Annotated in this window: 12 protein-coding genes; 4 read left to right on the forward strand and 8 right to left on the reverse strand. The window is 72.4% G+C overall.

The window, feature by feature from the left end:
- Nucleotides 1-24: 24 nt before the first annotated feature.
- On the forward strand, nt 25-3,633 hold the full coding sequence (cydD, locus tag OG373_RS20660; protein WP_405439583.1) for a thiol reductant ABC exporter subunit CydD: 3,609 nt from the start codon (nt 25-27) through the stop codon (nt 3,631-3,633).
- A 21-nt stretch (nt 3,634-3,654) separates the two neighbouring features.
- Entirely contained in the window at nt 3,655-5,454 is a 1,800-nt protein-coding gene (locus tag OG373_RS20665; RefSeq protein ID WP_405439584.1) for a GAF domain-containing sensor histidine kinase, read from the forward strand.
- A 21-nt stretch (nt 5,455-5,475) separates the two neighbouring features.
- Here the strand turns inward: OG373_RS20665 and OG373_RS20670 are convergent, their stop codons facing one another.
- The gene (locus tag OG373_RS20670) at nt 5,476-6,363 is read right to left on the reverse strand and encodes a Cof-type HAD-IIB family hydrolase (protein ID WP_189972486.1); all 888 of its coding nucleotides are present in this window, start codon (nt 6,361-6,363) and stop codon (nt 5,476-5,478) included.
- A gap of 106 nt (nt 6,364-6,469) precedes the next feature.
- On the opposite strand from OG373_RS20670, the gene OG373_RS20675 reads away from it, so the two are divergent.
- Nucleotides 6,470-7,375, forward strand: a complete 906-nt coding sequence (locus OG373_RS20675) for an LLM class flavin-dependent oxidoreductase (protein ID WP_397732797.1) — start codon at nt 6,470-6,472, stop codon at nt 7,373-7,375.
- A 68-nt stretch (nt 7,376-7,443) separates the two neighbouring features.
- On the opposite strand, the gene OG373_RS20680 is transcribed toward OG373_RS20675, so the two are convergent.
- The 3 genes from OG373_RS20680 to OG373_RS20690 all read right to left on the reverse strand — a co-directional run bounded on the left by OG373_RS20680 (nt 7,444) and on the right by OG373_RS20690 (nt 13,016).
- On the reverse strand, nt 7,444-10,464 hold the full coding sequence (locus OG373_RS20680; RefSeq protein ID WP_405439585.1) for a tetratricopeptide repeat protein: 3,021 nt from the start codon (nt 10,462-10,464) through the stop codon (nt 7,444-7,446).
- A complete protein-coding gene (locus OG373_RS20685) occupies nt 10,461-12,332 on the reverse strand; it encodes an HSP90 family protein (protein ID WP_405439586.1) in 1,872 nt (623 codons plus the stop codon). Before OG373_RS20685 ends, OG373_RS20680 begins: the two co-directional genes overlap by 4 nt.
- Before the next feature lie 144 nt (nt 12,333-12,476).
- Nucleotides 12,477-13,016 carry an RNA 2'-phosphotransferase gene (locus OG373_RS20690; RefSeq protein WP_405439588.1) on the reverse strand — a complete coding sequence of 180 codons (540 nt, stop codon included), beginning with the start codon at nt 13,014-13,016 and terminating at the stop codon, nt 12,477-12,479.
- Between the two features lie 133 nt (nt 13,017-13,149).
- Here OG373_RS20690 and OG373_RS20695 point away from each other — a divergent pair, with 133 nt between their 5' ends.
- A complete protein-coding gene (locus tag OG373_RS20695; protein WP_405439589.1) occupies nt 13,150-13,962 on the forward strand; it encodes an aquaporin in 813 nt (270 codons plus the stop codon).
- Between the two features lie 225 nt (nt 13,963-14,187).
- Here OG373_RS20695 and OG373_RS20700 read toward each other — a convergent pair whose 3' ends face one another.
- Genes OG373_RS20700 through OG373_RS20715 form a run of 4 tightly spaced genes read right to left on the reverse strand, consistent with a single transcriptional unit; the run spans nt 14,188 to nt 18,704 of the window.
- The gene (locus OG373_RS20700; RefSeq protein WP_397736353.1) at nt 14,188-15,102 is read right to left on the reverse strand and encodes a MerR family transcriptional regulator; all 915 of its coding nucleotides are present in this window, start codon (nt 15,100-15,102) and stop codon (nt 14,188-14,190) included.
- A gap of 10 nt (nt 15,103-15,112) precedes the next feature.
- Complete coding sequence (locus tag OG373_RS20705; RefSeq protein WP_405439591.1) at nt 15,113-16,048, reverse strand: metal-dependent hydrolase; 936 nt, start codon at nt 16,046-16,048, stop codon at nt 15,113-15,115.
- Nucleotides 16,045-17,835, reverse strand: a complete 1,791-nt coding sequence (locus OG373_RS20710; protein ID WP_405439593.1) for an SDR family oxidoreductase — start codon at nt 17,833-17,835, stop codon at nt 16,045-16,047. Before OG373_RS20710 ends, OG373_RS20705 begins: the two co-directional genes overlap by 4 nt.
- Complete coding sequence (locus OG373_RS20715) at nt 17,832-18,704, reverse strand: M24 family metallopeptidase (protein ID WP_051778837.1); 873 nt, start codon at nt 18,702-18,704, stop codon at nt 17,832-17,834. Before OG373_RS20715 ends, OG373_RS20710 begins: the two co-directional genes overlap by 4 nt.
- Between the last annotated feature and the right edge of the window lie 107 nt (nt 18,705-18,811).

The following is an 18,811-nucleotide window of genomic DNA, read 5'->3' on the forward strand; positions in this document are numbered from 1 at the left end:
GACCTCCCCGAGGGGATGTTTCACGTGAAACCGATCGACCCGCGACTGCTCCGGTACGCCCGTTCCACCCGCCTCTTCCTGGGGGCGGTGGTGGCCCTGGGTCTTGCCGGGGCGGGGCTGGTCGTCGGTCAGGCGATGCTGATCGCCGAGATCGTGGTCGGTGCCTTCGAGCAGGGGCTCGACGGCCGGGCGCTCCGGACGCCCCTGCTGCTGCTCGCGGCGGTGGCGATCGGGCGCGGGCTGATCGCCTGGCTGACGGAACTCGCCGCGCACCGGGCCGGCGCGGCGGTCAAGTCGGAGCTGCGGGGCAGGTTGCTGGACCGGGCCGCGGAGCTAGGACCCGGGTGGCTGACCGGGCAGCGGACCGGATCGCTGGTGTCACTGGCCACCCGCGGGGTGGACGCGCTCGACGACTACTTCTCCCGCTACCTGCCCCAGCTGGGGCTCGCGGTGGTCGTGCCGGTGGCGGTGCTCGCCCGCATCGTCACCGAGGACTGGGTGTCGGCGGCCATCATTGTGGTGACGCTGCCGCTGATCCCGGTGTTCATGATCCTCATCGGTATGGCCACCCAGTCCCGGATGGACCGCCAGTGGCGGCTGCTGTCCCGGCTGTCGGGGCACTTCCTCGACGTGGTGGCCGGCCTTCCCACCCTGAAGGTCTTCGGCCGGGCCAAGGCGCAGGCCGAGTCGATCCGCAAGATCACCGATGACTACCGGCGCGCCACGATGCGGACCCTGCGCATCGCCTTCCTCTCCTCCTTCGCACTGGAGCTGCTGGCGACCCTGTCGGTGGCCCTGGTGGCCGTGACCATCGGGATGCGGCTGGTCCACGGCGAACTGGACCTCTACACCGGCCTGGTCATCCTGATCCTGGCCCCCGAGGCGTACCTGCCACTGCGCCAGGTCGGAGCCCAGTACCACGCCGCCGCCGAAGGGCTGGCGGCCGCCGAGGAGATCTTCGAAGTCCTGGAGGCCCCCGCCACCGGTCCGGCCGGTACGGCCGAGCTGCCGGCCGGCGCTCCCCTGCGGATCGAGATCGAGGGGATCGCCGTCCGCTACGAGGGCCGGGGCGAGGACTCCCCGAGGCCCGTCTCCCTGACGGTCGGGCCGGGGGAGTGCGTGGCCCTCACCGGCCCGAGCGGAGCGGGGAAGTCCACGCTGCTCCAAGTACTGCTGGGGTTCGTGACGCCGACCGCCGGGCGGGTACGGGTCGCGGGGGTGGACCTGGCCGAACTGTCGCAGGAGCACTGGCGGGACCGGATCGCCTGGGTGCCGCAGCGCCCGCACCTGTTCGCCGGGACGATCGCCGAGAACGTCCGGCTGGCCCGCACGGGGGCCTGTGACGACGATGTGGCCGCGGCGTTGAAGGACGCCGGTGCGTGGGACTTCGTGAGCGCCCTGCCGAACGGGGCGCAGACCCCGCTGGGCGAGGGCGGTGTGGGGCTGTCCGCCGGACAGCGGCAGCGGCTGGCCCTGGCGCGCGCGTTCCTGGCGGACCGGCCCGTGCTGCTGCTGGACGAGCCGACCGCGGCGCTCGACGGCGAGACCGAGGCGGGGATCGTGGACGCGGTCAGGCGGCTTTCCGCGGGGCGGACCGTGCTGCTGGTCGTACACCGGCCGGCTCTGCTCGCCGTTGCGGACCGGGTGGTGCCGATGGCTGCCGGTGACGGCCCCGGGGCGCTTTCGGGGCCGTCGGCCGGGCGGCCGCTCCCCCGCCGCGCCGCCTCCCCGGCCGGCGCCGAGCTCCTGTCCCCCGGTGCGTCCGGCGACCACGTCCCGGATACCGGGGAGTGGATCCTCGGTACCGCGCCCGAGCGGGTGCGGTCCGGCGGCCCGGGCCCGGTCGGTGCGGGGGCGGCCGGCACTGCCTCGGCGCACGACCCGCTGCGCCGGGTACGGGCGGTCGCACGGGCCTGGCAAGGACGGTTCCGGCTCGGGCTGTTGCTCGGGGCCCTGGCCGTCGGATGCAGCGTCGGCCTGATGGCCGTCTCGGGCTGGCTGATCTCTCGCGCCTCGGAACAGCCGCCCGTGCTCTACCTGATGGTGGCCGTCACGGCCACCCGGGCCTTCGGCCTGGGCCGCGCCGTCTTCCGGTACGCCGAGCGGCTCGTCTCCCACGACGCCGTGCTGCGGATGCTCGCCGACCTGCGGGTCTCCGTGTACCGCCGACTGGAGCGCATCGCACCCGCCGGACTGCGGGAGCACCGGCGCGGGGACCTGCTGGCCCGGCTGGTGGCCGACGCCGACGCACTCCAGGACTACTGGCTGCGCTGGCTGCTGCCCGTCGGCACCGCCGTGCTCGTCGGAACAGGCTCGGTCGCTTTCACCACCTGGTTGCTGCCCGAGGCCGGAGCCGTGCTCGCCGTCGGACTGCTCGCCGCCGGCGTCGGGGTACCGCTGGTGAGCGGGGCCTGCGCCCGGCGCGCCGAGCGCAGGCTCGCGCCCGCCCGTGGCGAACTCGCCACCCGGGTGGCCGATCTGCTCACCGGCACCGCGGAGCTGACGGTGGCCGGCGCCCTGGAGGACCGCAAGGGACGGGCGCGGGAGAGCGACGGCCTGCTGACCCGCATCGCCGCCAGGGGCTCGGCCGCGGCCGGGCTGGGCAGCGGTCTGTCGGCCCTGGTGTGCGGGCTCACCGTCGTGGCTGCCGCGGCCGTTGCCGCCGGCGCCGTCCACGACGGACGGCTTTCCGGGGTGGCCATGGCCGTCGCGGTCCTGACGCCGCTGGCCGCCTTCGAAGCGGTGAACGGACTTCCGCTCGCCGTCCAGTACCGCCAGCGGGTGCGCCGCAGCGCCGAGCGGGTCTACGAGGTCATCGATGCGCCGGTCCCGGTCGCCGAGCCCGAGCAGGCTGCCGCGGCCCCCGCCACACCGTTCCCGCTGCGGCTGACGGGACTCACCGCCCGCCACCCCGGCCAGGAACGCGCCGCGCTGCGCGACGTGAACCTCACCCTGGAGGCCGGACGCCGCATCGCCGTCGTCGGGCCCTCGGGGTCCGGCAAGACCACCCTGGCGCAGGTCCTCCTCCGGTTCCTGGATCCGGCCGAGGGCACGTACGGCCTGGGCGGGAGCGACGCGCGCACCCTCGACGGCGACGACGTACGTGCCTTCGTGGGCCTGTGCGCCCAGGACGCCCACATCTTCGACAGCTCGGTACGGGAGAACCTGCGCCTGGCCCGGACCGGTGCGAGCGAGGAGCAGTTGCGGGAAGCGCTGGCCGCGGCCCGGCTGCTGGAGTGGGCCGACGGCCTTCCGGACGGGCTGGACACGCTGGTCGGCGAGCACGGTGAGCGGATCTCGGGTGGCCAGCGCCAGCGGCTGGCCCTGGCACGGGCGCTGCTCGCGGACTTCCCCGTACTGGTTCTGGACGAGCCGGCCGAGCATCTGGACCTGGCCACGGCGGATGCCCTGACGGCGGACCTGCTGGCCGCGACCGAGGGCCGGACCACCGTGCTGATCACGCACCGGCTGGCCGGCCTGGAGGCGGTCGACGAGGTGCTCGTGCTGGACCGCGGCGAGGTCGTGCAGCGCGGCCCGTACGCGGAGCTGGCCGTTGCCGAGGGGCCGCTGCGGCGGTTGCTGGAGCGGGAAAGGGCAACGGAGGGGACTTTGGCCAACTTTCCCCGCCAATAGGGACTAACTACTCTCAAGACCATGTCAGCGCAGCAGCCGCAGGAATCGCCGGATCCGTCACCGGGTCCATCGACGGATCCCTCACCGGATCCGTCGTCGGGAACGGCCGCAACACCGGACCCGCTCGTGGCTGCGACCCGGGCCACCAGCAGTCTGCACGGTCTGTCCACCGAGCTCACGGCCCGTGTCCCGCAGCTGCTGGAAGCCATGAGGTCGGTCGGGACCGGGCTCGAACTGCACTCCACGCTGGACCGGATCTGCGAGACCGCGGCCGAGCTCGCGGACGCCCGCTACGCGGCGATCGGCGTCGTCGACACGGAGGGCCGCGGACTCTCGGACTTCGTCACCCACGGGATCAGCTCCGCGGACGTCCGGAAGATCGGACACCGTCCCGACGGGAAGCGGGGACTGCTCGGAGCACTGATCTCGCACTCGGACACGGTGCGGCTGGCCGATCTGACGAAGGACCCGCGCTCGGCGGGGTTCCCGCCGCACCACCCGCCCATGAAGACCTTCCTCGGCGTGCCGATCCGGGTGCAGGGAGAGATCTTCGGCAATCTCTACCTCGCCGAGAAGAACGGCGGTGGCGAGTTCAACGACTACGACCTCCACATGGTCCGGGTGCTGGCCACCGAGGCGGGCATCGCCATCGGCAACGCCCGGCTGTACGAGGCCGCCACCCAGCGCGAGCGGTGGATCGACGGCTCGGTGGCCGTCACCACCGCCCTCCTGTCCGGCGGGGACGCCGACGACGCCCTCACGGTGGTCGCCGAACAGGCCCGCCGACTGGCCGACTCCGCCGCCGGGATCGTCCTGCTGCCGGCCGAGGACGGCGGGATGGAGATCGTCGCCGTGTCCGCCGAGAACCCGGCCACTTCGCTCGGAGTGGTGATTCCGGCCGAGAGCCCGGTGGTGGATCGGCTGCTGGAGGGCGAGCCGGTCTTCGTGGACGACGCGGCGGCCGACCCTCGCACGATCAGCAAGCTCACCAGCCAGTACGGCCCCTGCATGATGCTGCCCCTGCAGAGCGGCGGGCGGGTCCTGGGCGCGCTGGTCACCCCCCGGGCCCGCGGCGGGCGGCCCTTCAGCGAGGCCGAGCGGACGCTGGCCACACAGTTCGCCTCCCAGGCGGCGCTCGCCCTGATGATGGCCGAGGCCCAGCGCGACCGCGAACGGCTGGCGGTGTTCGAGGACCGCGACCGGATCGCCCGCGACCTCCACGACCTGGTCATCCAGCGGCTCTTCGCCACCGGGCTGATGCTGGAGGGCGCCCAGCGCCGGACCATCGTCCCCGAGGTGCGCGACGGCGTGGGGAAGGCCGTGGACGAACTGGACGTGACGATCCAGGAGATCCGCACCGCGATCTTCGCCCTCCAGCAGGGTCCGGCGGAGGCCCCGTCAGGGTTGCGCACCCGGGTGCTGCGGGAGATCAACATGGCCGCCGTGCCGCTGGGTTTCAAGCCCGCGCACCGCTTCCTCGGACCGATCGACGCGGTCGTCGGCGAGCTGGTCGGCAAGAACCTGATCGCCGCGCTCCGGGAGGCGCTGTCCAACGCCTTCCGCCATGCCGAGGCGACCCGGATCGAGGTGGTGCTCGACTCGACCGTCACGCTCGCGGACGGCCGTCCCGGGGTCCGGCTGGAGGTCGCCGACGACGGCGTGGGCATCGCCGAGGGAGGCCGCCGCAGCGGACTGCGGAACCTCCGTCGCCGGGCCGAGTCGCTGGGCGGTTCGAGTTCCTACGGCCCGGGCATCGGGGAGGACGGCGGCGGGACCACCGTGGTGTGGGAGGCCCCGCTCCAGCCTGCCGTCCAGGCCTGATCCGGCCCGGTCGGCAGGTCCTCAGGCCTGCTGCTGCGCGGTCCGTTCGGCCAGGATGCGCTCGATGACGAGGGCGACCCCGTCCTCGTTGTTGGCGACCGTGCTGCCGGACGCTGCCGCGATCACATCGGGATGGGCATTGCCCATCGCGTACGAGGTGCCCGCCCAGCTGAGCATTTCCACGTCGTTCGGCATGTCCCCGAAGGCAACGACCTCGGCGGGGGAAATGCCCCGCTCGGCGCAGCACAGGGCCAGGGTGCTGGCCTTGGACACGCCCGGTCCGCTGACTTCGAGCAGGGAGGTGGGACTGGAGCGAGTGATCGACGCGTGCTCCCCCGCGGCGGAGCGTGCCAGCGCCAGGAACTCGTCCGGGGCCAGCTCGGCGTGGTGGGCCAGGAGCTTGAGCACGGGCGCGGCGTCTTCGTCCGTGTCCTCGTGGAGCAGCTTCTCGGCGGTGGCGACCCTGGCGCCCGGGTCCTTGAAGAAGGGCGGGTACGCGGGCTCGTAGTTGATGCCGGTGGTCAGTTCGACCGCGAAGGAAGTACCGGGGGCGGCAGCCCGCAGGGCATCGACGACGGCGAGTGCGGCCACCCGCGGGAGGGCCCTGACCTGTACGAACTCTCGTCCGGCGTGCAGGTCGACCACTGCTGCGCCGTTCGCGCAGATCGCGAGGCCATGGCCGTGGACATGGTCGCTGACCACGTCCATCCAGCGGGCCGGGCGGCCGGTGACGAAGAAGACCTCGATCCCGGCCTCCTCGGCAGCGGCGAGCGCGGCGATGGTGCGCGGCGAGACGGACTTGTCGTCGCGCAGCAGGGTGCCGTCGAGGTCGGTGGCGATGAGCCGGGGAGTGGGGGTTGGCCCGTCCGGGCGCTGGGGAGCCGAGGTCACGGCTCCATCTTCGCCCATGGCCGGTGGCCTCCCGACCATGGGCGGGAGGCCTGTCACCTCGGACGATGTTTCACGTGAAACGCCGTGTTTCACGTGAAACATCGGCTCGCCGTAGGCTCGGAGCATGAGTCTGCGTCTGAGTACGGTGATCCTTCCGGTACGTCGATGGCACGAGGGAGGCCGCGATCAGTGGCTCCGGGCTGAGCAGCTCGGATTCCACACCGCTTACACCTACGACCACCTGTCCTGGCGGACGTTCCGCGACGGCCCGTGGTTCGGTGCGGTACCCACCCTGACCGCGGCGGCCACCGCCACCGAGCGGATCCGCCTGGGCACCCTCGTCACCTCGCCGAACTTCCGTCACCCGGTGACCCTCGCCAAGGACCTCATCAGCCTGGACGACATCTCCGGCGGACGTATCACCCTGGGCATCGGCGCGGGCGGCAACGGGTTCGACGCGACCGCGCTGGGCCAGGAGGCCTGGTCCCCGCGTGAGCGCGCCGACCGCTTCGCCGAGTTCGTGCCCCTGCTGGACCAGCTGTTGAGCGAGGGCTCGGTGAGTCACGAGGGCACCTTCTACTCCGCCGAGGAGGCCCGCAACATCCCCGGCTGCGTGCAGCGCCCGCGGCTGCCGTTCGCAATCGCCGCGAACGGGCCGCGCGGCATGCGGCTCGCGGCCCGGCACGGTCAGGCCTGGGTGACCACGGGCGACCCGAAGCTCTTCGAGGAGGGCACGCCCGAGCAGTCGCGGGAGGCCCTGCGCGGGCAGCTCGAACGACTCGGCAAGACCTTCCTGGAAGTCGGGCGGGATCCCGAGCCCGTGGAGAAGATCCTGCTGACCGGCTTCACCCCCGAGGCCAACACCGTGCTGGCGTCGGTGGATGCGTTCGTCGACTTCGCCGGTCGGCACCGTGAGCTGGGCTTCACCGAGCTGGTGATCCACGCTCCGATCCCGGACTCCGACTTCGCCTCCGACGAGGCCGTGTTCGAGAAGATCGCCACCGAGGCCCTGGCCCAGCTCGGCAGCTGATTCACCGGGCGTCCGGTTCGCCGGGCGTCGCCGCTCCCACGAGGGAGCGGCGACGCCCGGGACGGCGGCTACTTCCCTTCGTTCAACTGGGCGAGCAGACGCTCCGCGGACGGCAGGACCCAGTCGGGCACGTCATCCCCGGGCAGCGCACGGACCTCGTCGATCAACGCGGAGACGCGCGCGGCGCCCGCTTGTGCGTCGCCCCGTTCCTGCTCCGTCCAGGCCGCGTTGTTCAGGCACTGGAACCGGTCCCGCAGGTGGTCGGGGCCGAGCTCCGCGTAGCCACGGGCGGCCCGGTCCCACAGGTCGATCTCCTCCAGACGCAGCGCGTCGACCTCCGCCCCGTCCAGCCGGGTCGCCGGCTCCGATCCACCCTCGGCGAGGGCCTCGACCTCGTGCTCGTTGTCGTCCTCGTCGGACTGCTCGTTCGCGCTGACGTACCGGTCGAGCACCTGCGCCAGCTGGTGCCAGGTCTGGGCGAGTTCGGAGCGCAGCTCGGGCACGCCGGGATCCGTCGCGAGCGCTGCCTCCAGCACCTCGGCAGCCTCCGCCATCCGCTTCCGTGCCCCCGCCACCGTCACGGCGGTGACCTCCTCGCGCAGCCCCAGCCATGCCAGGGAGCGCAGGACCCGTACCTCGGCGACCGGGGCGTCGCCCGTCAGCCGGTGCAGCTCCAGGGCCCGCTCGTACGCGGCGACCGCCTCCACGGGCAGTCCCGCGTCGCTCAGGGCGTCGGCTGCCGACTGCGCGAGACCCGCCTGGGGACGCGGATCCTCCCAGCCCTTGGCGATCTCCGCCGCCAGCAGGTACTGCTCCGCTGCCGGCCGGGGCTCGTTCAGCCGGCGCAGCAGATCGCCCAGGAACTCCCGTACGAACACCGCCTGCTGGTCGCCGTGCTCCAGCAGGTCCGCCAGGGACGATTGCAGTACCTCCGCGGCCTCGGCGTTGCGGCCGTTCCCCGCGTACGCCCGGGCCAGCAGCAGCCGGGCCTGAGCACCACCGTCGGCCGTGAGACCGGCCCGGTCGAACCAGTGGGAACTCACCAGCGCGTGCTCCGCGGTCTCCGCCCCCGCGTCGCCCCGTCGCAGCAGGATGTCCGCGAGGGTCAGCCGTACGACGCCCTGTACCTCGGCGTCGGTCACCTCTGCGGCGTGCTCCAGCGCGGAGCGGGCCGCCGCTTCCGCCTCCTCGGGGCGGTCCAGCGAGAGCAGCACCCCGGCCCGCAGCACCAGCGGGTCCACGGCCTGCCACGGCCGGCCCGCCGCGACCGCCCGCGACGCGGACGCCGCCAGCAGTGGCACGGCCCGTTCCGGCTCGCCCTGCGCCAGGGTCACCCGGCCCAGCATCTCCTCGGCCTCCGCCACCAGGTCCGCCAGTACGCCTTCGTGGGCGGAGACGAACTCGGTCAGCTCGGCGGCCAGCACCGCGTGATGATCGTGGTGGTCGTCCGCGTCGGCCGTCTCCACCGAGCGCAGGTACGACTCGATCCGGATGGCCGACAGTTCAGCGAGCGCGATGCGCCGGGCCCGCAGCGGCTCGGCCGCGTCGAGCGCCTCGGCGGCCCGCAGCGCGGCGCGCAGCCGCGTCCGGACCTCCGCGGGCGCGGCTTCGGACTGCGCCGCCACCCCGGCCAGCCGCAGCTCCGCGAGCGCCGCGCGCTCCGCGACGCCGAGTGCCCGGTAGTCGTCCCGGACCGCGTTCAGCAGCTGTGGCGCCTCCCCGGACCCGCTCCGCGCGGCGGCCAGCGCCCGCTGGTCCGCGAGGTCGGCGCGGACCAGGGGATCGACCTCCGGCTGCGCGTCCACCCGTACGGCCACCTCGGCCCACAGCGCGTCGGTAGCGGGATGGCTCAGGTGCCGGGCACGGCGCGCCCGCTCCACCAGTTCGGGGAACCCGTCCGGTGCCGAGACCGGGCCGGATCCCACGGAAACCGGCACGGAGGCGGGAACGGAAGCGGGAGCGGCGGTCAGCGGCAGCGTCGCACTGCGCACCCCCAGCGGCAGCTCCCCCACCAGCGGCTCCCGGCCGACCCGCGCGAGGAACCGGTCCGAGACCCGGGTCGTGCCGTTGCGCGCGTCGAACTGCCGGGCGATGTCCAGACAGCCCGCGTACAGCACCTCGTACAGCTCGGCGACGGTTCGAGGGCTTCCGTCGTAGGGCACGGCGGGGGTCTGCCCGTGCCCCAGTTCCTTCAGGCGGCGCAGCAGCACGAGGATGCCGCCGTGGAAGGCCAGCCGGTCGTCGAGGTTGGCGAGCGGAGCCACGTGGGCGGCGTGTTCGGCCAGGATCTCCAGGCCGCGCGGTTCGTTGCCGGTGAGCGTGCAGAACTCGATGTGCTTGCCGACCGAGGGAAGCAGGCTCTCGTTGCCGCGGGCCATGCGGTAGCCGCGCAGGTGGTGGGAGCGGGCCTCGTCGGCCCGGCCGAGCCGCAGCAGCGGCAGCAGCGAGGTGGCGAGCAGCCGGTGGGGCTCCTCGGCGCAGGTCAGGTCACCGTCGAGCACCGGCCGCCAGAGCTCCAGGGACTCGGCGTCGTTGCCGTGCAGGACGGCGTACTGGCCCTGACCGTTGAGCTCGCAGGCCCGGCAGTCGCTCATGTTGTCGCGGTCGGCGGCCAGCCAGCGCCGGAAGGCCCGTTCCGCGCGTTCGTCCTCGCCGATCGCGTCGGCGAGCCACATCTCGGCCTCGCGCACGGGACGCTCGCTGTAGCCGGCGATCCGGTAGCGGCGCTCCATCTCGTCCAGCCAGCCGGTGGCCGACTCCAGCGGGATCCCGGGGGAGTCGGAGATGGCCGTGGCCACCCACTTGAACTGCCAGAACAGCGCATGCGCCTCCCATTCGGAGAAGGCGCCCGGGTCCTTGTCGTACTCCTGGAGCAGCCGGGCGAAGGGCACCAGGATCTTCGGCGACTCGGCGCTGTAGAGGTAGGCGTTGATCAGGTTGTCCAGGGCCTCGCGGAACAGGGCCCGGTCACCGCTCGTCTCCGCCGCACCGGCCAGGGCCTCGGCGTGCGCGTTGCGCACGGCGCCGTTCGGAGTCTCGCGGTTCTCCGCCAGGCCCCGCACGATCTCCTCGCGCGTCAGCGTCGTCACTTCTTGTCCTCCTGGGCGTCGCGGTCGTCGGTGGAGTGGGTCGCCCATTCCAGGAGGCCGAGGAAGGACCGGTTGAGCAGGGTCGAGTCGGCGGGGCGCAGCGGCCGCTGGGACATCAGCAGGGCCTGCCCGTACAGCGATTCGACGGCGATTGCGGTCAGTGCCTTGTCGGGCAGGGCGGCGATCCGGCGGATGAGCGGGTTGTTGTGGTTGAGGACCAGCCGGGCGCGGGGCGCGGAGCCTCGCAGCGCGCCGAGGATGCCGTTCCACAGGGAGTCGGCGCTCTCCAGTGCCGCGGTGCGGTCGCGCTCCTGGCGGGCCTGGCGGTCGTCGAGGTAGAGCGCGGGTACGGCGACGGGCTGGAAGGCGCGCAGCACCACGTCACAGCTCTGGGGTTCCAGGCGGGTGCGCGCGGTGGCGAGGAAGGGGGCGAGGGCCAGCTCGGCGCCGGTCGGCACCGGGTCGAGCCGTTCGGTGACGGCCCCGGCGTCCAGTTCGGTGACCTTCAGCTCCGGCCGTACGGCCGGTAGCAGGGCGAGCAGGTCCGCGTCGTAGGTGTATCCGGCGTTGATGACGCCGAGCCCGTGGGCCGCGGCGATCGGCGCGATCTGGCGGAACTCCTCGACGGTGCGCGTGAAGTGGATGTCCGTGTGGGCGGCCGCGAACTCCTGGAGGCTCATCGAGCCGTCGCTCGTCTCGAACGGCAGCCACGGCAGCATCAGCCCGAGCAGCTCGGGGTCGTGGCGGGCCATGGACTTCACACCGAGGTGGTGGACCTGAAGGAAGGCGGCGAGGCGGTCCGGATCGCTCGCCGCGAGCTCGGCGAGCCATCCGCGCACTCGGGAGCCGAGGGCGTCCCGGACGGCGGCAAGGGTCTCGTCGTCGTACAGGTTCTCGCGGGAGGCGGTGGGCCGCAGCGTGTCCGTGTCGAGGACGGCGCGGACGAAGAACGCCCAGTCGGGCAGCAGGTTGTCGGCCCGCTCGGTGAGCAGCATGCCCTTGAGGTGGACGCGGTGTCCGGCCCGGTGGGCGGGGCTGGTCGGTTCGGGAAGGACGTACGCCACTCCGCGTACGCCGGCGACCGGCAGGTCGAGGTCGATGCTGTCGAGCGGGGTGAAACCGAAGAGCTGCGCGCAGTGCCCGGCGAGCGCAACGCGGCGGGCGTCCGGGGTGGGGAAGGACCGGTCCCACACGGCGGGCCGGTCGGTGACGGGGCGGGGTTCGCCGCCCTCGCCGTCGTCGAAGGTGATCTCGTACGGCAGCAGGGAGCCGTAGTCGCGGGCCAGTTCCTCGACCTTGGCCGGGACGGCCCATTCGGCGGCGCCGGGGCGGGCCTCCAGGACGACGGTGGTACCGGGCTCCGGCCGTGCCTCGTGGGGCAGTTCGCGGACGGTGTAGGAGCCGTCGTCCGTGGCCAGCCATTCGACGGGCGCGGCATGGGGGTCGCGGGCGGAGCGGGTGACGACCCGGATCTGACGGGCCACGACGAAGCACGCGAGCAGTCCGATGCCGAACTGGCCGAGGAACTCCTGGCGGGTGGCCTCCAGGCCCTGCTCGTCGAGATTGCTGCCGCCGCCGGCGCGCTTGGAGCTGCGGCCGATGGTCGCGAGGAGGGAGTGGGCCTCGTCGGCGGTCAGACCGATTCCGCTGTCCTCGATGGTTACCCGGCCGTCGGACGCGGACAGCTGGATGCGGATCCCGGCCGCCGGATCGAGGGCGTGCCGCGCGGTGATCGCGTCCACCGCGTTCTGCAGCAGCTCGCGGACGTAGACGCGCGGGCTGGAGTACAGGTGGTGGGAGAGCAGGTCCACCAAGCCGCGCAGATCGACCTGGAAGCTGTGGGGAGTGGACGGGGACGTGGACGTCATAGGGCGTCACCTCGCGTACATACAGGGATGGTTCGGTGATCGCGAGGTCCCCCCCCTCACAGATCCCGGAGTGGCTCACACATTAGGGGGATGGTCGGACAATCTCTGCGTGAATTCCGGCGGCCCGGACGGCTCGGCCCGGAATCACTGGAAGCGGAGGAACTGCGGCGGTACGGCGTCCACCAGCCACACCCCGTTGGCACTGACCCGGAACACGTGCCCGGCCGCCCGCATCGCTCCGGCGTTCACGCTGAGCACGACGGGCCGGCCGCGCCGGGCGCCGACACGGGTGGCCGTTTCCCGGTCGGGGGACAGGTGCACATGGTGGCGGGCCATCGGGCGCAGGCCCTCGGCGCGGATCGGGTCCAGGGCTGCGGCCACGGTGCCGTGGTAGAGGTACGCGGGCGGTTCGGCCTCCGGCAGGTCCAGGTCCACGGCGACGGTGTGCCCCTGGTTGGCCCGGATCCGGGTGCCGTCGACGGCGAACCGCTGCTTGTCGTTGGCGGCGACGACGTGGTCGAGCTCGGCCCGGCTGACGTGGAAGCCGTGCGCGGCGGCCGCGCGCAGAAGATCGTCGATCTCCACCCAGCCCTGGGGGTCGAGCACCAGTCCGATCCGTTCCGGCTGGTGTCGCAGGTGTTTCGAGACGTACTTCGACACCTTCACGGTGCGTCTTTCATCCATGGCTCCAGCGTGCCCGGTCGCGCGGGCCTGCGGCAGGGATTTTTCCGGGGTGACCGGGCGTGGACGCCCCCTATCGTCATTCCAAGATGCGGAATATATTTTCCGCTGCCACTTCTGTTCAGGGGGAGAAACCATGACAGCCCAACCCTCACTGTCACGCCGCGCTGCTGCCGAGCTGGTCGGTACCGCCGGCCTGCTCGTGGTCGTGATCGGCTCCGGGCTCAAGGCCGCCGAGATCAGCCGCGACACCGGCGTCGCCCTCATCGCCAACTCGTTCGCCTCCGCCATCGGCCTCGGGCTGATCATCACCCTCTTCGGGCCGCTGTCCGGGGCCCACCTCAACCCGGTGGTCACCCTCACCTCCTGGTGGTCCCGGCGCACCGGCGGCGAGGGTCTGGGGGGACGGGAGGCACTCGTCTACGCCGCTGCCCAGATCGCCGGAGCCATCGGCGGCGCCCTCCTCGCGGAAGTCATGTTCGGCCGGACCCCGGGCACCTTCGCCACCCAGGTGCGCGACGGCGGTCACCTGCTCATCGGCGAGGTGGTCGCCACCGCCGGTCTCGTCCTGCTGATCCAGGGCCTCGGCCGCATCGGTCGCCCCCGGCTCATCCCGGCGGCGGTCGCGGCGTACATCGCGGCCGCGATCTGGTTCACCTCCTCCGGCTCCTTCGCGAATCCGGCCGGCACGGTCGGGCGCAGCTTCAGCGATTCGTTCACCGGCATAGCCCCGGAGTCGCTGCCCGGATTCGTCGGAGCCCAGCTGGTCGGCGGGATCCTCGGGCTGGCCCTGGCCGCCCTGCTGTACGGGACCGGGCCCGGCGGCGGCCGGACCGCGAAGCCGGGGGCGCCTGCGCCGGTCGGGACCACCGCCCCGACGGCCCTGCCGGAGACCGGCCCGGCGGACGGAGCGAGTCCCGAAAAGGCGGCGTACGAGACCATCGGGTGAGACGACGCCTCAGTTGCCCACAGGAAAGAGGGAGTTGTCCACAGCCCTTTGGGAGGGTTTTGACGGCAAAATGCGTGATCCGCCCTGTGGAACCTGTGGACTAACCCCGAGCCGCTGTGAGCACTGTCGTCCCTGCACCCGCTGTCGTTGCCGCGCCCGCTGTCGCCGCCGTGACCTCCCTCGTTGCCGTGCCCCACCTCGTCGGCGTGACCTCCCTCGCCGGCGTCACCCTTCGCTCCGGCGAGCCAGATCGTTCATGGTCCGGGCCTGGAGCTCCCGCTCCGTCGCCGCCCGCACGAACTCCGCCACATGGTCGGCGCCCACCAGCTCCTGCACCGCCCGTACGGTCCCGGCCGGCAGCGCCACCGGCGAGGGCCCCGTCGGCCCCGGAGCGCCGGCCGTCCCCAGGTGCCGCTGCAGGTGCCGGGTCGCGAAGAGCCGCATCGCCCGCGCCAGCTCCGCGTCCACGGTCTGCTGGGCCAGCGGCCGCAGCCTCCGGACCATCGTCGCCGCCTCGGCCGCGTCCGCGTCCGTCGGCGGCACCTGCCCGAGGTACCGCGCGAAGACGTGCTCGGTGGTGAACTCCAGGAACCGCGAGGCGATGTGCTCCACCTGTCCCCGCAGTTCCCGCAGGTGCCCGGTGATCGCCGGTAGCGGGACCCCGGCCGCATACAGCTCGGCGGCCACCGCCAGCTCCTGCGGGGAGGGCACCAGGAACTGGTCCGGGCGCCCCGGGATCCGCTCCAGCACCCCGAGGTCGCACGCCTCGTCAACCGCTTCGTCGTCCGGCCGGCCGCCGAACCGTTCGTTCAGCTCCTCCCGGCTGATCCGGGCCGCCTCCTCGTCGGTCCACGGCCCGTGCACCTCGGCGACCAGCCCCAGTACGCCGCCCAGACCGCGTCCCGCGTCCCAGGCCTCCAGCAGCTCCTTGATGGAGGCCAGGGTGTAGCCGCGGTCCAGCAGGTCCGCGATCTGGCGCAGCCGCGCCAGATGCGTGTCCCGGTAGACATTGGAACGGCCGCGCCGTTCCGGCTTCGGCAGCAGACCACGGTCCTGGTACGCCCGGATCGTGCGCACCGTCGCCCCGCTGTGGTGCGCCAGATCCTCGATCCGGTACTCGGCTACCGCCTGATCGGTCAATCCCGGCTCCCTACGACATCGCGGCTCGGCCGACCGCGCCCGCCGCGGCGCGGGCGGCAGGTGAAGCCGCAAGGTACTCGACCGCCCTGCGCAGCGAGCCCTCCTGCGAGGGATGGTACGACCGCCGGAAGTAGCGGGGTATGGCCGTGCCGAGCTCTCTCCACGTGGGCAGCAGACCTTTGGCCACCGCGCGGTTGTGCGCGCGGAGCGAGTAGCGGAGCCGGCCACCCAGTTCGGGGTCGTTGCGTATGAGGTACGAGGCGCCCCACATCCACAACCACGCCAGCACGGGCGCGACCACGACCATCCCCTCGATGCGCCGCGCGTAGCGGGGCAGACCGGCTCCCCCGCAGTGCTGGTACATGTCGAAGGCGACGGAGCGGTGCTCCACCTCCTCCGCCCCGTGCCAGCGCAGCAGATCCAGCATGATCTCGTCCGCCCCGGCCCGGTCGAGCCCCTCGGCACGCAGTACCCAGTCCCCGAGCACCGCGGTGAACTGCTCGATCGCGGCCACCACGGCCAGCCGGAAGCGAAGCCACTCGCGGGGCGTGACGGGCACCCCGAACGGCGGTGTCTCTCCGAGCAGCTTCTCGAAGAGGAAGTCCACGTGCCGTGTGTACGCCTCCGTCGGCAGCCGTTGCTCGGCGAGGTGGTCCAGTACGTAGGAGTGCTGCACGCTGTGCGTGGCCTCCTGGCCCATGAACCCCTTGACGTCACCTCGCAGCTCGGGGTCGGTGACCAGGGGAAGGCCCTCCTTGAGGACCTTCACGAACCACCGCTCCCCGGCGGGCAGCAGCAGGTGCAGCACGTTGATGACGTGGGTGGCGGTGGGCTCGTCCGGTATCCAGTGCAGCGGGGTGGTCGTCCAGTCGAAGGCCACCCGGCGCGCCTTGATCGGGTGCGGACCGGTCGGTTGCTCACCGATCCGGTGCGCGGCCCCGCTCACAGTTTCGGCTCCAGCCTCGCGATGCGCCGCAGCGCGCGCGGGGCGAAACGGGACATCCACAGGGCGCCCTTGGACTCCGGAGTCACCGGCACGACGGCCTCGTTGCGCACCACGGCCCGCAGGATCGCGTCGGCGACCTTCTCCGGCGGGAAGTTGCGCAGCCCGTACAGCCGCGAGGAGCGTTCCTGACGGCGCTTCTCCTCGGCCTCGTCCACTCCGGCGAAGCGCGAGGTTGCGGTGATGTTGGTGTTGACGATGCCCGGGCAGATCGCGGAGACACCGATCGACCGGGAGGCCAGCTCGGCACGCAGGCACTCCGACAGCATCAGCACCGCCGCCTTCGAGGTGCTGTAGGCGGGCAGGGTCCTGGAGGGCAGATAGGCGGCGGCGGAAGCGGTGTTGACGATGTGCCCGCCCTGGCCGCGATCGGCCATCTGCTTCCCGAAGATGCGGCAGCCGTGGATGACGCCCCAGAGATTGACGTCCAGGACCTTCTTCCAGTCCTCGGCAGTGGTGTCGAGGAAGGATCCGGACAGACCGATCCCGGCGTTGTTGACCAGGACGTCGACAATTCCGTACTCGGCGGCGACCTTCGCCGCGAGCTTCTCCATCGCCTGCTCGTCGCTGACGTCCACGCACTCGGCCCAGGCCTCTGCGGCGCCGACGAGCCGGGCCATGTCGGCGGTGCGCGCCGCACCCTCGGCGTCGCGGTCGACGACCACCACCCGGGCCCCGGCCTCGGCGAAGGCGAACGCGGTGGCCCGGCCGATGCCGCTGGCCGCGCCGGTGACCAGGACCAGCTGGCCCCCGAAGCGATCGGCGTACTTGCCGGGGGCCTTCTGCTCCGGTGCCCGCGTCGCGGGTTCCTCCCGGTCGGTGACGAACTCGGTGATCCAGGCGGCCAGCTGGTCCGGCCGGGTCCTGGGCACCCAGTGCTTGGCGGGCAGGGTCCGCCGCAGCAGGTCCGGGGCCCACTGCTCCAGACCGTCGTAGAGCCGCTCGGACAGGAAGGCGTCCCCGGTCGGGGTGATCAGCTGCACCGGTACGTGGGCGTACGCGTCGGGGCGAGGTCGGCGCAGTCGCGGTCGCACGTTGTCGCGGTAGAGCCAGGCGCCGTGCGCCGCGTCCGAGGGCAGCGAGGCCGTCGGGTAGGAGCCGGCCGGAACTTTCTCGATGCGTTCGAGCATCGCGGGCCACCGCTTGCCGAGCGGTCCGCGCCAGGCGAGCTCCGGCAGCACGGGGGTGTGCAGCATGTAGACGTACCAGGACTTGGCGCCCTGGCCGAGGAGCTGCGCCGCCGCCCGCGGGGTGGGCCGCAACATCCGCTTCTTGAGCCAGTGCCCGAAGTGGTCGAGGGAGGGCCCCGACATAGAGGTGAAGGAGGCGATCCGGCCCTCGGTGCGGCCGACCGTGGCGAACTCCCAGCCCTGCACGGAGCCCCAGTCGTGGCCGACCAGGTGCACCGGCCGGTCCGGGCTGACCGCGTCGGCCACCGCAAGGAAGTCGTCGGTCAGCTTCTCCAGCGTGAAACCGCCGCGCAGCGGCTGCGGTGCGGTGGAGCGCCCGTGGCCGCGTACGTCGTAGAGCACCACGTGGAAGCGTGTCGCGAGGCGCTCGGCGACCTCGGACCACACCTCCTTGCTGTCCGGGTAGCCGTGCACCAGCACCACCGTCGGACGGTCCGTCTCGCCGAGCTCGACGACGCACAGCTCGACCCCGCCGGTGCTCACCCGGCGCTCGCGCGCACCCGCCGGACCTGCCGCTCCTGCTCCGCTCATGTCGCTCATGCTGCCTTCTCCTCGGCCCAGCGCCGCACGTGCGGCAGATCGTCGTCCAGCCAGAACGCGCTCTCCTCGGGGTCCCGGGAGTCGGTGACGACCAGGATCTCCTCGAACTTCGCTCCGGTACCCCGGAACCCGAGGTGCGGTTCCACCGCCCACAGCCCGGGCTGCGGCGGATGGTCGGAGAAGTGGTACGGGCTCCACAGCGGGGACCAGCCCTCGCGGTGCCCGTGCAGAACGTCACTGGCCAGCCCCTTGAGGGACTGCGTGCCGAATCCGAACGCGGTCGGTGACCAGCGCCGCTCCCTGACCCGGTCGATCTTGTGCGCGATCACCCCGAAGGGATAGGCCCGGTGCCGGTTGGCGTACCCCTGCCGGGTCATCAGCCGTTCGACGTTCTCGTAGATCTCGCGCAGCGAGCGGCCCTCGCGCACCTGTTCCAGGATCAGCACGCGGTGTGCCTGGAGGTCGGACATGAGCCGGTCCTGCACCGGATTGAGCCCGAGGCTGCCCGAGTACCCGATGTCGGCCGAGTAGCCCTTGTAGACGGGTGCCATGTCGAGGATGAAGGGCATCCCCGGCTCCAGCTTCCGGTTGGTCGGGAAGAACTGCAGCGGGATCCTGAAGTTCGCGAAGGCGGTGCGGTCCCCGAACCAGGCGAAGGGCAGGTGGAACCAGTCCCGGACCCCGCGCTCGCGCAGCCACTCGCGCTGCATGCGCGCCGCCTCGCGTTCGGTCACGCCGGGCCGCAGCTGGGCCGCGACGGCCTCGGCGCACTCGTACGAGAGGCGCTGCACCTCTCTGAACCCGCTCAGGTCGGCGGCGGGTCGTGCGGAGAGTCGTCGCGCGGTGCGTTGCCTGGTGTCCCCAGCCATGTCAGCCCGTCCATCCGTGTAGCCGTACGCGCCCGTAAGTTGACACTGATGAATGTGACAATGACCGGAGATCACGTCAAGGGTCGTGCACGGACCTGTGGACAAAG

The organism is Streptomyces avidinii, assembly GCF_045161815.1.
Taxonomy (GTDB): Bacteria; Actinomycetota; Actinomycetes; order Streptomycetales; family Streptomycetaceae; genus Streptomyces; species Streptomyces avidinii.